This window comes from Amycolatopsis taiwanensis DSM 45107, from assembly GCF_000519205.1.
GTDB lineage: Bacteria > Actinomycetota > Actinomycetes > Mycobacteriales > Pseudonocardiaceae > Amycolatopsis_E > Amycolatopsis_E taiwanensis.
Genome location: NZ_JAFB01000048.1, coordinates 19,351 through 32,690, shown reverse-complemented (window position 1 = coordinate 32,690; position 13,340 = coordinate 19,351). Strand labels below are relative to the sequence as shown.

Below are 13,340 nucleotides of genomic sequence, written 5' to 3'. Positions count from 1 at the left end.
GCACAACAGGCGTCAACCGTTGCCAACTGAGCTGCCGGGAAGATTTCGGACAGTGAGTTTTGGTTTCTCAGGCTGCCTGATTCTGTTCGGCCCAGTCGGATTCTACCTCATTGGGTGTTCGGTAACCAAGCGCCGAATGGAGTCGAATCTGATTGTATCGCAACTCGATGTAGCGGGTTATGTCCTGTTGTGCGTGTTGTCTGGTCAGGTATTGCGTGCGATAGACACACTCGTTCTTGAGGGTTCCGTTGAATGACTCTGCCCACGCGTTATCGTAGCATATTCCTGTGCGGCCGACGGAGCGAATGATCTTCAATTCGCTGGTTGCTGCCGCGAACTCTGCGGAGAGGTATTGAGTACCGCGATCGGAGTGGAACACGGTGACGTCTGCAACGATACTAACGTTGCCTGCCGCCATGCGTAGAGCGTCCACCACAAGTTCGGTCCGTAGGTGGTCGGCCATCGCATATCCGGCGACTTTCTTGGAGAAGCAGTCCAGGACGGTCGCTAGATAAAGCCAGCCCTCCGCGGTGCGGATATAGGTGATATCGCCGACCAGCTTTACGCCCGGGCGGTCAGCGCCGAAGTCGCCGGCCACGAGGTCTGGCAGTGCGTCCGCGTCGCCGGCGATGGTCGTGACTGGCCGGAACGGCGCGGCTGGCACGCCACCAGCCCCAGTTCGCGCATGATTGACCGGACTGTCCCCGGATCCACACACGTGTCCCAGCGCGCCAGTTGAGCGTGGATGCGCCGGTAGCCATACGTGCCGTCGGAATGCTCGAAAGCGAACTTGACCTGCGCCACCAAAATTTCACGCCGAGCCGCAGTCGCCGATTGCGGCCGGTCCCGCCAGTTGTAATAACCCGACCGTGACACCTTCGCCCACTGGCACATCCGGGCGATCGGATAGTTGCCTTCTTCGGACTCGATGAACGCGTACTTCCCGGTCACCGGAACCTCTTCGCGAAGAAGGCCGCCGATTTTCCCAGGAACTCGTTCTCAAGCTCGAGCTCCCGAACACGGCGCTCCAATTCCTTCAACCGGGCACGTTCCGGAACTGACAGTTCCGGCTCATCGGATGGGTGATTCTCGCGGTATTTCTTCACCCAATTATTCAGAGTCTGCTCCACTACGCCCAACTCGCGGGCTACCTCAGCGATCGTGCGAGACCGCTCGACCACCTCCTTTGCCGCCGCTTCCCGAAACTCGGGCGAATACCGCGAATTCTTCCGTGCCACAACAACTCCCGTCAGTGAACCCCAATCCTACGTTGGGGCCACTGTCCGAGAACCTTCCGGCACCTCAGCTCGGCCGGCGGGATGAGCTTGGCCCTCTATTCCGGACACCTTGGCGTTGCCCCCTGCTGGCGGACTCGGGTGTGTGGAGTCTCAGGCGGGTTGTTGTAGTTCGTGGAGTCTTTCATACTCGACCGGCGTGAGGTAGCCGAGCTTGGAGTGTCGGCGTTGCCGGTTGTGGAAGATCTCGAGGTATTGAAATATTTCGTTGGCCAGTTCGGTGCGGGTTTTCCACTTCTTTCGATCGAGGAGTTCGGTCTGCATCTTCGACCAGAACGACTCCATCATCGCGTTGTCGTAGCCGTCGCCAACGGTCCCGAGCGAGGGCATCAGTCCGGCTTCCTTGACGCGGTTAGTGAACGTCCAGGAGGTGAACTGGACGCCGTGATCGGAGTGAAATACGGCGCCAGGTTTGGGATTGCGGTTGTCGACAGCCATATCGAGGGCATTGACGACGAGGGTGGTGTTCTGGCTGTTGTCGATGGACCAGCCCACGATCTTGCGGCTGAAGGCATCCAACACGGCGCAGCGGTTCTTGCGGGTCTGGCGGCGCGGAATCCCGGCCAGCCCGGCCGCCCGCATGAGTTTGGCAACCGTTTTACGGCTGACCATGATGCCCATCCCCAGCCGCAGTTCGGCATGCACCCGCGGTGCGCCGTAGGTACCACGAGATCGGGCATGGATCTCTGTGATCACCCCGGTCAGCCATTCCCTACGCAGCGCCGCGGGCGAGGCCGGCCGGGATCGCCACTCGTAGAACCCGGAATGGCTGACCTCCAGCAGGCGACAGGCCAGCTTGACCGGTAGCCCCCGCTCGAGCAGCCGGGCCACTACCGGGAACGCCCTTTTGGGTCGCCTTTCAGCTCCTCGTAGATCTTCGACGCCTCACGCAGGACCTCCAGCTCGGTCTCCAGCTGGCGGATCCGCCGCTTCGCCGCCGCGAGTTCGGCATGTTCGCGGCTACTCAGTCCAGGACGTTCACCACGGTCGATGCGGTCCTGCTTGAGCCAATTGTGCAGGCACGACTCACTGATCCCTAGCTCGTGTGCCACCTGACGCGCTGGCTTGCCAGCTCGGACCAGAGCGACCGCCCGAGCACGAAACTCGCCAGGATAAGCCTTTGGCATGATCGACAGCCTTCCAGACCAGAAGCCATCGACTCCACACACCCGAGTCCGCCAGCAGGGGGCAACGCCAATGTGTCCGGCTAACAGGGCCAAGGTCAGACGTGAGCAAGGTTGCTTACGTGAGGCGTGATCCCGACGAGGCGTCGGCCGCCACAGGGTGGCAGACCGTATGGTCGCGCTGACAGCTGGACGCTAGCGTGAGGCCTATGCGGGTACTGGTCACCGGAATGGCCGGATTCATTGGTTCACACGTTGCGGATGCGCTGGCCAGCGCGGGCCATGAGGTCATAGGAATCGATAATTTCCTGCCGCAGGCGCATGGCGACAGCGGCCCGGGTCAGTGGTTGGCCGGACACGAACTGGTGACCGGTGACCTTCGTGACGCAGACTTGCTTGGCCGTGTGTTGTCCGGTGTCGACGTGGTGTGTCACCAAGCCGCCGTGGTGGGGCATGGCGTGGACCCTGCCGACGCTCCCGTCTATGCCGCGCACAACGTGTACGGCACGGCGGTGCTGTTGGCCGCGATGTATGCGGCAAAGGTGCGCCGGCTCGTTCTTGCTTCATCGATGGTCGTCTACGGTGAGGGCCACTACGAGTGCGCCGCCCATGGCGTGGTGCGACCGGGCCCACGACGTCAAGCCGATCTGGATGCCGGCCGTTTCGAGCCGCTGTGTCCGGTGTGTGCCGTCCCGCTGGAGCCGCTGCCGGTGCCCGAGGACGCGCCCCTGGACCCGCGCAGCAGCTACGCGGCAAGCAAGGTCGCTGGGGAGCACTTCGCGGAGGGGTGGGCCAGGCAGACAGGTGGCACGGTCTGGGCGCTGCGCTATCACAACGTCTACGGGCGCAGGATGCCACGTGATACCCCGTATGCCGGGGTGGCCTCGCTGTTCCGATCGGCCTTGCAGCGCGGTGTGGCGCCCACGGTGCTGGAGGACGGCCGGCAACGGCGCGATTTCGTGCACGTCACGGACGTCGCGCGGGCCAACGCCCTGGCCGTGGTGAACCCGCCGTCGCAGGGCTGGCTGGTCCCGGTGAATGTCTGTTCCGGTGAGCCGCACACGGTCGGTGAGTTGGCCGCCGAGTTGGCTAAGGCATGTGGTGGCCCTGCCCCGGAGATTGTCGGCGGGGCCCGGTCGACGGATGTCCGGCATATCGTTGCGGACCCGGCCAGGGCTCGGCGCCTGCTCGGCTTCGCCGCCACCGTGGGGTTCGCCGAGGGGATCGCCGCGTTCGCCACTGACCCGCTACGCGAGTCGGCCGCCCTCAGGTGAACCGTCCGTCCTTGCGACACGTCGCGCTGGCTGGGTTCGACGACGCAGCATGATGTCAATACCTCGCGCCCCGCGTCGGCCTCACCAAGGGGCCAGGACCAGGTGGTGTACGGCGAGTGCGGTCAGCGCCTGGCCGAGTAGCCACCACCGACGGGACGCCGCGGGTAGCAGCGCGGCGGCCGAGGTCAGCCATGCCGCGAACGGTAGCCAAATTCGCTCCACTTCCGCTTTGGCCAAGCCGGACAGGTCGGCCACGGCCATGGCGATGGCGGCGCCGATTACCAGCGCTACCACGGGGCCGCCCGTGCGACGCGGCATGACCAGCACGGCCCGGCGCAGGCCAGGCGCCGCTGCCGGGCCAGCCGCCAACACGAGGCTGGCCAGGTTCGCCCATACCCAGTAGTTGTAGGGGCGGGTGAATCCGACGTCCTGGTAGTAGCGCCGTACAACCAGGTGATACCCGTCCAGCCACCAGAATCCAGCCGCGGCGAAGGCGCCGGCCACGGCGGCGGCACCGAGCGCCGCACACACCGGGGCCCGCCAGCTGCGCGCCGCCCAGCACGCCGCCGCCGCGATCGGCGCCATCAACACCAGGCCGTAGGACAGAAACAGGCCGAAGCCGAGTAGCGCGCCACCGGCCACACTCATCGCTGGCCCGCCGATCGCGCGCGACCAGCGGAGGGAACCGCGCAGGCGGGTGGCACCGTGTGCCACCAGCAACACACCGACCGAGGTCACCCCGGTGAACAGGCCGTCGGCGGACGCCCCGACCCACACGGCCCCAGGAAACAACACCGCGAAGGGCGCTGCGGCCCGTGCGGTCTGTTCGTCGCCGAGTGTCCTGATCGTCGCTGGGACCGCTACCGCGGCGAGGCAGCCGACAAGCGCACAGGCCAACGCGGCCGGCCCGCCACCGCCGAGGCCGATCCGGTCCAGCCACACGAACACCAGGAACGCACCCGGCGGGTGGCCGGACACCTGCACAGTCCAGGAATCCGGCTGACCAGCGATGATGTGGCTGGTAAAGGCGTGCAGCATGGCGGTGATGTTGGTGACTCGTGGCACGTCGTGCAGGTACTCCGTCGACACGGCCAGCCGGCTGGCCAAGCCCTGCCAGCCGTCGATCATCGCCAAGGCCAGTGTCCAGGCCACGGTAGCCAGATAGGCCAGCACGCACAGCCGCCTCCACGCCAGCCGCCGCGCCAACTCGGGGCCGCGTGCCAGCACAGCGACCGCCAGCACGGTGGCCACCGGAGTTCCCCAGCCGACATGCGGCAGCCAAGCGCCGTACAGCGGCGGCGCGAACGCGTAGATCCTCCATACGGGATACCAGTGCAGCCATGTGATCACAATGCCGGCGGCCGCAACCAACAGAAGCGCTACCGCGCCGGCCCCGAGGTCGGCGAGTACACTACCGCGTTCGCGTCGTTCGCCAATCGCATCCGGGCCGCCGTCTGCCGATTCCCGCCGCACACACTGTCACTTTCTGACCGTAATGCGTACCCGGCCGTTTCGATGAGCGGCCGGACGATCCGCTAGGCTTCCTTGATATCAGTATGCCGTCACACTGTGGTAAGGGACTCAGGCGTTTCCGACCGCCGTTTCGGTGCTGAGCGTGATTTCGATGGACAGTAGACAATCCGGAGTGAATGGCGGCATGGCCGCTGATTCGTATACCGCGACAGAGTGTGTAGTCGATGTGGTACTACCGTGCCTTGACGAGGCTGCGGCGCTACCCAGCGTGCTTGAGGCGCTGCCCGACGGGTTTCGGCCCGTCGTGGTGGACAATGGCTCGCGGGACGGTTCACCGGAGATCGCCACTGCGCATGGCGCCCGCGTCGTGCACGAGACCCGACGCGGATACGGGGCGGCCGTGCACACTGGCATCGAAGCGGCCAGCACCGACGTGGTCTGTGTGCTGGACGCGGACGGCTCGCTGGACCCGGCGGAGCTGCCTCGGGTGGTCGAGCCGGTTCGTCTCGGCTCGGCTGACCTGGTGGTGGGGCGGCGCCTGCCGGTCAGCCGCGACGCCTGGCCGTGGCATGGCCGGGCCGGTAACGCGGTGCTGGCCGCGCTGCTGCGCCACGGGGGGCTGCCGGTGCACGACATCGGACCGGTCCGGGCGTTTCGCCGCGCCGAACTGCTGGACCTCGGGATCACCGACCGCGGCTTCGGCTATCCGCTGGAACTGCTGGTCCGGGCGGCTGCGGCGAACTGGCGGGTGATCGAACTCGACGTCAGCTACCGGCGTAGGGCGAAGGGCACCACATCGAAGGTGTCCGGTTCGGTGCGTGGCACGGCCCGCGCGATCCGGGACATGGCAGCGGTGTGGCGGCGAGTCGGTGGCGACACCAAGGTCACGGCAGGCAAGCGGCCATGACCGCATTCTCAACGGCACGATTCTGCCTGCTGGTGGTCGCCAAGGCCCCGGTGCCCGGACAGGCGAAGACCCGGTTGTGCCCGCCGGCCACGCCGGAGCAGGCCGCCGGCATCGCCGCGGCGGCTCTGTTGGATACGTTGACGACGGTGCTGCAGACCCCGAGGGCGGCCCCGGTGGTCGCGATGACCGGGCACCTTTCCCGAGCCCCACGAGACGGCGAGCTACGTGGGATGTTGGCCTCAACGAGGATCATCACCCAACGTGGTGCGGATTTCGCCGAGCGACTCGTCCATGCCCATGCGGACGCCGCACTGTGCTGGCCTGGGCTTCCGGTGTTGCAGATCGGCATGGACACTCCGCAGGTCACCCCCGAGTTGCTCGCCGAAACCGCTGGGCCGTTGGCGCGTCCGGCACCCCACGCGGCGAGGAATCCGTTTCCTGGTTGGGGGTCCACGTGCGCTGAGGCGGTGCTCGGCCCGGCATCCGACGGCGGTTGGTGGGCGCTGGGCTTGCGTGATCCCCGGCATGCTGAGGTGTTGGGGGATGTGGCGATGTCGCGGGCGGACACCGGAAGGCGCACCTGTGAAGCGCTCCGGCGCGAGGGTCTAGCAGTCACGCTGGCGACGACGCTATCCGACGTGGATGACATGCCGACCGCCACGCGGGTGGCCGCGACCGTACCGGCAAGCCGGTTCGCCGCGGCGGTGGCGGACGTCACGGCAAGTCTTCACGGAATATGAAAACCTGCCCATTGCGCTGCGCGGGATTCTCCTCGAATTGGTACGGTTTTGGCGTGGACGCATTGTGTCGTCACGACCGCAGCGGCGGGCTTTCGGGTGCGCTGGCCGGCGCAAGCGCGACGCCGCTTTATCAAATAAGCAAGCGCCCCCTCGGCATGCCAGATATGACGGATCACTTACCTACTCCGCGAGTGGCTGGCCGGTGGCGAAAAGCTGTCCTAGCCTCGGCGAAAGCACGCTCGCACGATGGTGGAATGGAGGTCGGGCCGGCCGGCGCGGCGTAATATCCCACCGGAACCGGTTCATGGATGGTCATGGCATCCAACCAACGCGGCACCGGCGAACCGCAGAGACCGGAGCATCGGGCGACAGAGCACACGTCGTCCTACGGGTTTCCGGCCCGATTGTGGCAGGCACTGGCGCGGCATCGCCCGCCTGGTCTCGGCCGGACGCGCGCCTGGCGCAGTCCCTTGCGCGGACCATGGCTGACGTCGGTGTTCGGTGCCGTGCTGGTGGCGACCCTACCGCTGGTGATCATCACCGGCCTGCTGGACTACATCGCCTACGGTCCGCAGTTCGGGCAGGCGATCCCGAACGATGTGGGATGGCTGCACCTGCCGTTGTTTGCCTGGCCGACCCGCCCGTCGTGGCTGTTCCGGCTCACCGAGGGGCTGCACGTCGTCGTGGGCCTGGTGCTCATCCCCGTGGTCGTTGCCAAGCTGTGGTCGGTGGTGCCGAGGCTGTTCAGCTGGCCGCCGGCCCGCTCGATCGCCCAGGTGCTGGAACGGCTGTCGTTGTTGCTGCTGGTCGGCGGAATCCTGTTCGAGATCGTCACCGGCGTGTTGAACATCCAGTACGACTACGTGTTCGGCTTCAGCTTCTACACGGCGCACTACTATGGCGCCTGGGTGTTCATCGGCGCCTTCGTGGTACACGTGGCGCTGAAACTGCGCCGGATGATCAGCGTGCTGCGGTCGCGGTCGATGCGGGCCATGCTGCGCACGTCCCGTACGGACACCCGACCCGAGTCGGACGACGCTGAGGACAGCTTGGTCGCCGCTGCGCCAGCCGTGCCGACGATGAGCCGCCGTGCCGCGCTGGCTTTGGTGGGTGGCGGCTCGCTGCTGGTGGCGGTGCTCACCGCAGGGCAGGCCATCGGCGGGGTCACCCGGCCCGCCGCGCTGCTGCTGCCCCGTGGTCGTTCCTACGGCAACGGCCCGACTGACTTCCAAATCAACCGCGCCGCGGCCGCGGCCGGAATCACCGTGCGGGACACCGGCGTCGGCTGGCGGCTGCTTCTGCACGGGGGACCGCAACCCTGGCAGTTTGACCGTGCGCAACTGCTGGCGATGCCGCAATACAGCGCCACGTTGCCGATCGCGTGCGTGGAGGGCTGGTCCACCACACAGACCTGGACCGGTGTGCGGTTGCGGGACCTGGCCACCCTGGCCGGCGTGCCCGAACCGAGTTCGGCGCACGTCCGCTCGCTGGAACGAAACGGAGCCTTCAACCAGGCCACCCTGCAGGCAAACCAGGTTCTCGACCCGGACTCCCTACTCGCGCTGCGGGTCAACGGGGCTGACCTATCGATCGACCACGGCTACCCGGCGCGGATCATCGTTCCGGCGCTGCCGGGCGTCCACTGCACCAAATGGGTCTCCTCCATCAAGTTCCGGAACCAGTGACATGCACACCGTCATCGCTCGGATACGCAGCTTCTACGGTCAGCGCCCGCTGCACCTGCTGGTCCTGCTCGGCTGTTTCGCGCTGGCTGGTTACGCCGCGCTGCACGCCGCCACCGATCCGGCGTGGCCGATCATGCTGGCGTGGTTCCTCGCCGCGGTCATCGGGCACGACCTGGTGCTGTTCCCGCTGTACGCCCTGGCGGACCGCTCACTTGCCGCCCTGACGCGTCGGCTGCCGGCACGCCGCGCGGCGACGAGAACGCCGCTGGTGTCCCCGCTGAACTACCTCAGGGTGCCGGCGCTGGGCGTCGGACTGACCTTCCTGTTGTTCCTCCCGGGCATCATCGAACAGGGCGCGCCGACGTACCTGGCGGCCACCGGACAGACCCAACAGCCATATCTGGCCCGGTGGCTGCTGCTGTCGGCAGCGATGTTCGGCGTCAGTGCCGTCGCGTACACCCTGGCGCTGCGCCGGGCCAGCGCGCCCAGCCGCAGGGCCCTGGCGCCGGTGCGGGCCATGCTCGGACACGGCGAGCGGATATTGGCCATCGGCTACCAGGTGCTCGGCCAAGCAGGCGCCGTGGCCTCAACGCGCGCCCTGTACTACTCGACCGGTGAGCAGCCGCCGAGATGGCACCGGATCGGCTGGAATCAGCTCGCCGAGGTCCAATGGCTGAAGGACCGAGGCGTGCTCGTCGCGCGCGGGATCGACACCGCACACCCCCAGCAGCGGGAAGTGCCGCTGGCCGATCCAGGAAACCTCGTCGAGTCCGCTCGCTCACTGATCGCGGCCAGACCGTCGACGTAGTGGTAGGGGCTCGGATTCTGGAGCCGATCAGATCCAGGCAAGGGTGGTGTCCGCTGGCACCGAGGTCACGGCCGATCGCCCGCCGCTACCAACTGGGGCGCTGGCACGCCAGAAACGGGCGGACCTTGTAGACCGGCGTCGAAGTGTCGCGATCCGGTCGACAGGGCAAGCCTCAAGGCCAAGCTCGCTTGCACTCGCACCGATCCGGATCAGCTCGACCGCCGCCAGGAGCCTGCGCTGCTCATCGCGGGCGTCCTTGAGGGAGTCGAGACGCTCACCCGCCTCACGGAGTGTCGTCTCGGACAGCGGCGGCAACGCGTCGGAGAGGATCTTGGGCAGGTTGCCCTCGTCGATGCGGTTGCCCATGTCTGGCGCCCGCAGGGTGTGCAGCAGCTGCAGGAGGCCCGCATAGCGTTCGCGGCCAGTTTGTCCGGTTAACCCAAACACCAGCGAGCCGATCCGGTCACGGTGGATCTCCGCCCTGTCGGTGATCAGATCGACGCCGATGAGTTCGCCGAGTTGGTCTCGGGACAAGGGCTGGCGCCGGTCGTCCATCAAGGACAAATCGATCCCGACTCGCTTGCCGGTGGTGAAATACCACGGCTTGGCCTCCCCGGTGCTCGCGGAAAACCGCACCAGCGCACCGATGGTGAGGAAATCGTGCCTCTCCTGGCCCGCCTCGCGGGTCAGTTCCAGCCAGAGGTAGCCGAGCCGGTTGGTTTGTCCCTGGGCGCCGTGCCGCATCAGATCCTCGAGCCTGACCTTGCCCGAACCGGTTGCGTCCATCTTGCGGCGGTCGGCGTCGAGCAGAAAGGGCAGCAGCATCTCCAGCGCCCTGCTCTTACCCGCGCCGTTCGTGCCCCGCAGGATCATCCGGCCGCCGGTGAACACGAACTCGATGTCGTAGTAGTACCACACGTTCACGATTCCGGCCCGGGACATGCGCCAGCGGTGAGGGTAGTGCTTCGGCTGTGTGGGGGCGAGTTCTTCATCCACAGTGGTCAGTGACTCGGTCACGAGGTCTCCTGGTCGCCGAGCGGGGTGTCCGGGAAGAGCGAGTAACTGTCGTCTGTCTCCAGGCGGCGTAGTGCGCGAGTCCGCGCCGGTGCCCGGCGCGGCTCGGGCCGGTACCGGGCGCAGGCCGGGTGCAGCACCAGGCCGCCGTCCGTGGACGTTGCGAGGCAGACCGACTCCAGCAGGTCGACGACCTCCGACTGGAGCTGGTCCGCATTGGCGGAATACTGCTTGGCGAACGTGCCACCGTACTGCTCGACGAGCAGCTCCACGGTAGAGGAGACCAAGGGCCACGGGGCAAGAGCTCCCGGCACGACGCGTCCATCGGCGACCACCGTGTTCTCCGCCGTCGGTCTGAGTTCGTCGAGCAGCGCGTTCAGCAGCAGCAATGCCGTGTGCGCAACCGTGCCGGTGCCGGGGAACCGGACGTCGCTGAGCTCTTCGTCGACATCGTAAGCGAGTAGCCCCTCCGCCCGCGCTTCCAGCACCAGACCGAACCATTCGTCGAGTACCCTGGTCAGCTCACGCCGCTCACGGGACAGGACGTCACGTTCGGACTCGGGAAGATCTTCACGGCGCACGAGTGGGTTCTCGACGAGCTTGCGCCGGAGGCCGCGACGCGGCTGCTCGGACGTGGCCGGATCGGTACCGTCGAGCAAGTGCGTGGGATCGTCCACGTCTCGCAGGGTGCGCGTCAGCAGGTGCGGCAGAAGCGGCCGGTGTACGTCCAGGAGGGCTTCTTCCTGCCGATGCTCCCACCCGGCGACCGATCCGTCGGTCTCGGACAGGACACCCCAGTCCACCAGCAAGCCGATCGCACGCACCAGGTGCCTGCGCTCACTCCCCGTGTCCTCCACCGTCACACCGGCGGTGACCGCGTCGGCGCGGACCTGTTCGATCAAAGAGCTCATCAGAATCTGCTCGCCGGTATGAGGCGAGAGGAGGCTGGCGCAGACCAGCGACAGATAGGTGTAGGTCCGCGCCGTGAACGGCTTGTCGTTGTGCGCGAACGCCGGACGAACGATGGTATCGCTGCTGAGCGGGGATTTCAGCAGCCGAGCGAAGGTGGATTCGACCACCAGCTGGTACCCGAGCAGCCGGCTGAACGCGCGCCTGAGCTCCGGGGCATGGCCGCGGATCAGCGCGAGTTCCTCCGGGTGCCTGGCCACGGTGATCATGGGGTTCATCAGCAGGACGCGTGCCGCTGATCGACGGCCTTCCGCCTTGTGCTCCTGGGTGCCGCCGGCGGTGTCGGTCATGCCGTGCGCTCCGGTCGTCCGACCGCGCTGTCGATCGAACGACTTGCAACCAGCCGCAGATCGTGCACGATCACCGTGCCGTCCGAGGCGTTGATCGCAGTCCGGTCGCCCGGCGCGGGCTCAGCGGTGACCTCCAGGTCGAGATTCGTGTCGGTCACCCGGGCAGAGAGCATATGGTCCTGGTGGCGAGCGAGCAACGCCCCGAGCAACTCCAGCAGCAGCTCACGCGCGGCGGGGCTTACCCGCGCTCCATGAAGCGCACCGGCCGCGACGAGTTCGTCGGCTGCCGCCTGACGCGTGCGTGCCTCGAGTTCTGCCTCGCGCAGCAGCCGCTCCTGGTCGAATCCGGGATCGGGCACGGACGAGGTGCGTCCGCGCGCGTTCCGGTCGCCTCGATCGCGCAGGCTGACGGGCACGTCCACTGGCGTCGCGTCCCACCACGACGTGTTGACGCCGTCCCGGACGCCCGGCTCCTCCGGACCACCGAACAGGTGCCGGGCCGGGTAGATCCCGAAGGTAGCGGCGTAGAGCCGGTGCGCGGACTCGTCGTCCGCCCCGGCGAACCACCCGGCCAGCTTCAAAAGATCGCCTCGCCGGCTAACGCCAGTCCCGGCGGCGGCGAGCATCCGTTTCGCGTTGGTCAGCAACTGCCGCAACGCCTGATTGGCCGCCGAACGGAGAGTCTCCGGTCCCGAACGTCCGCTCCGGCCGCTATACCAGTCGTACAGTTGCTCCCAGTCGGACCGATGTCGTCCAGGAAGGCGATCAACCGGGGTGCCGTCCGGCATGACCAGCACCGGCAGGCTGTTCAACACTCGGAGAACACCATCAAGGTCGGGCATCAACCGTTCACAGCGCGCCACGATGGCCGGGGCGTGGCGCGACACGTCGGCGGTGATCAGGTCGATGTACTCGAGCAGCAGCTCCTTGAACCGCTGGTACTCGTCACCGGCGAGGTCATACCGGGACAATACCGCGTTCAGGTACGCATAGAAGTCCCGGACGCTCTCGTTGAACAGCTGCTGGTTGTTGAAGACCGTCGTGACATCGGCCGCGAGTGCCTCCGCGTCCGGCAGCGGCTCCCGCAGGCGCCCGAGAATCCGATCCAGCAATTCCAACATGGCGCCAAGAAGCTCCCGGGCAACCTCCTGTGCCCCTCCCCCCGCCGCGAGGACCGCCTCCGCATCACGGTGGACACGACCACCCAGTTTCGAAGCCTGATAGCGACTCCGCGAGCGAAGGAAGTCCCGCACTGTCGGGACACGAGCGTCGCGAACCCCGCGCACGAGATTTCCCCACGCTTGCAACTGCTCGCACCGGACAGTCGCGTCGTCGATTGACAGTGTGATACCGCGGTCAGCAAGCTGCTGAGCCACCTCGGCAGCGGAGAGGTCCGTCAGCAATGGCCCTGTAAACAGGTCCATAATCACGCGGTATTCCCTCGCCTGGCTCGAAGTCAGGTACGCGAATAACCGCGTTCGTTCGTTTGCTGCCGGCGCATCCTGCCCCTCGTTGCTCTGGTTCACACCTCATTCCCCTCACGTGCGTTGCCTCTACGTTATCGGCCTGCACGCTTCTCGCGTAACGCATCTAACAAGTACCGGTCCGCACGTGAGATATCAGCGTCGCCGCGTCATGCAGTGTGGCCCGACCGGACACGACGGCCGAGCCCCCAGGACCACCGAAGTGATGTCGACGGTATGGCTACAGGAGCGTCCCGGCGTGGAGATCACCAAGGGCACTTTTTCACCAACTCCGCCC

Annotated in this window: 9 protein-coding genes and 2 pseudogenes; 5 read left to right on the top strand and 6 right to left on the bottom strand. The window is 66.6% G+C overall.

The window, feature by feature from the left end:
- Positions 1 to 67: 67 nt before the first annotated feature.
- Together A3CU_RS47640 and A3CU_RS0131250 are read right to left on the bottom strand one after the other, a co-directional pair.
- Positions 68 to 1,238 (bottom strand): annotated as a pseudogene (locus A3CU_RS47640) (IS3 family transposase).
- A 150-nt stretch (positions 1,239 to 1,388) separates the two neighbouring features.
- Positions 1,389 to 2,422 (bottom strand): annotated as a pseudogene (locus A3CU_RS0131250) (IS3 family transposase).
- Between the two features lie 206 nt (positions 2,423 to 2,628).
- Between A3CU_RS0131250 and A3CU_RS0131240 the strand changes: the two are divergent.
- A complete protein-coding gene (locus A3CU_RS0131240) occupies positions 2,629 to 3,693 on the top strand; it encodes an NAD-dependent epimerase/dehydratase family protein (RefSeq protein ID WP_027945574.1) in 1,065 nt (354 codons plus the stop codon).
- Between the two features lie 81 nt (positions 3,694 to 3,774).
- On the opposite strand, the gene A3CU_RS0131235 is transcribed toward A3CU_RS0131240, so the two are convergent.
- Entirely contained in the window at positions 3,775 to 5,043 is a 1,269-nt protein-coding gene (locus tag A3CU_RS0131235) for a hypothetical protein (RefSeq protein WP_245617440.1), read from the bottom strand.
- A 307-nt stretch (positions 5,044 to 5,350) separates the two neighbouring features.
- Here A3CU_RS0131235 and A3CU_RS0131230 point away from each other — a divergent pair, with 307 nt between their 5' ends.
- The 4 genes from A3CU_RS0131230 (at position 5,351) to A3CU_RS54800 (ending at position 9,306) form a co-directional block, all read left to right on the top strand.
- Complete coding sequence (locus A3CU_RS0131230; RefSeq protein ID WP_052372493.1) at positions 5,351 to 6,073, top strand: glycosyltransferase family 2 protein; 723 nt, start codon at positions 5,351 to 5,353, stop codon at positions 6,071 to 6,073.
- The gene (locus A3CU_RS0131225; RefSeq protein ID WP_027945571.1) at positions 6,070 to 6,813 is read left to right on the top strand and encodes a TIGR04282 family arsenosugar biosynthesis glycosyltransferase; all 744 of its coding nucleotides are present in this window, start codon (positions 6,070 to 6,072) and stop codon (positions 6,811 to 6,813) included. Before A3CU_RS0131230 ends, A3CU_RS0131225 begins: the two co-directional genes overlap by 4 nt.
- Before the next feature lie 314 nt (positions 6,814 to 7,127).
- Positions 7,128 to 8,498 carry a molybdopterin-dependent oxidoreductase gene (locus tag A3CU_RS0131220; protein ID WP_084144025.1) on the top strand — a complete coding sequence of 457 codons (1,371 nt, stop codon included), beginning with the start codon at positions 7,128 to 7,130 and terminating at the stop codon, positions 8,496 to 8,498.
- A 1-nt stretch (position 8,499) separates the two neighbouring features.
- Positions 8,500 to 9,306, top strand: a complete 807-nt coding sequence (locus A3CU_RS54800) for a hypothetical protein (protein WP_063628931.1) — start codon at positions 8,500 to 8,502, stop codon at positions 9,304 to 9,306.
- A 27-nt stretch (positions 9,307 to 9,333) separates the two neighbouring features.
- On the opposite strand, the gene A3CU_RS0131210 is transcribed toward A3CU_RS54800, so the two are convergent.
- The 3 genes from A3CU_RS0131210 to A3CU_RS47630 are packed head-to-tail and all read right to left on the bottom strand — an operon-like array spanning position 9,334 to position 13,105.
- Positions 9,334 to 10,323, bottom strand: a complete 990-nt coding sequence (locus A3CU_RS0131210) for a hypothetical protein (RefSeq protein ID WP_027945569.1) — start codon at positions 10,321 to 10,323, stop codon at positions 9,334 to 9,336.
- Positions 10,320 to 11,579 carry a TIGR02678 family protein gene (locus A3CU_RS0131205; protein WP_027945568.1) on the bottom strand — a complete coding sequence of 420 codons (1,260 nt, stop codon included), beginning with the start codon at positions 11,577 to 11,579 and terminating at the stop codon, positions 10,320 to 10,322. The genes A3CU_RS0131210 and A3CU_RS0131205 overlap by 4 nt, the downstream gene beginning before the upstream one ends.
- On the bottom strand, positions 11,576 to 13,105 hold the full coding sequence (locus A3CU_RS47630; RefSeq protein ID WP_063628930.1) for a TIGR02677 family protein: 1,530 nt from the start codon (positions 13,103 to 13,105) through the stop codon (positions 11,576 to 11,578). Before A3CU_RS47630 ends, A3CU_RS0131205 begins: the two co-directional genes overlap by 4 nt.
- Positions 13,106 to 13,340 lie beyond the last annotated feature (235 nt).

What these genes read in the sequence shown, in the direction of transcription:
- A3CU_RS0131240 (WP_027945574.1), top strand. Translation starts at nt 2,629, where the DNA reads ATGCGGGTACTGGTCACCGGAATGGCCGGATTCATTGGTTCACACGTT.
- A3CU_RS0131205 (WP_027945568.1), bottom strand. Translation starts at nt 11,579, where the DNA reads ATGACCGACACCGCCGGCGGCACCCAGGAGCACAAGGCGGAAGGCCGT.
- A3CU_RS0131225 (WP_027945571.1), top strand. Translation starts at nt 6,070, where the DNA reads ATGACCGCATTCTCAACGGCACGATTCTGCCTGCTGGTGGTCGCCAAG.
- A3CU_RS0131230 (WP_052372493.1), top strand. Translation starts at nt 5,351, where the DNA reads ATGGCCGCTGATTCGTATACCGCGACAGAGTGTGTAGTCGATGTGGTA.
- A3CU_RS0131220 (WP_084144025.1), top strand. Translation starts at nt 7,128, where the DNA reads ATGGCATCCAACCAACGCGGCACCGGCGAACCGCAGAGACCGGAGCAT.
- A3CU_RS54800 (WP_063628931.1), top strand. Translation starts at nt 8,500, where the DNA reads ATGCACACCGTCATCGCTCGGATACGCAGCTTCTACGGTCAGCGCCCG.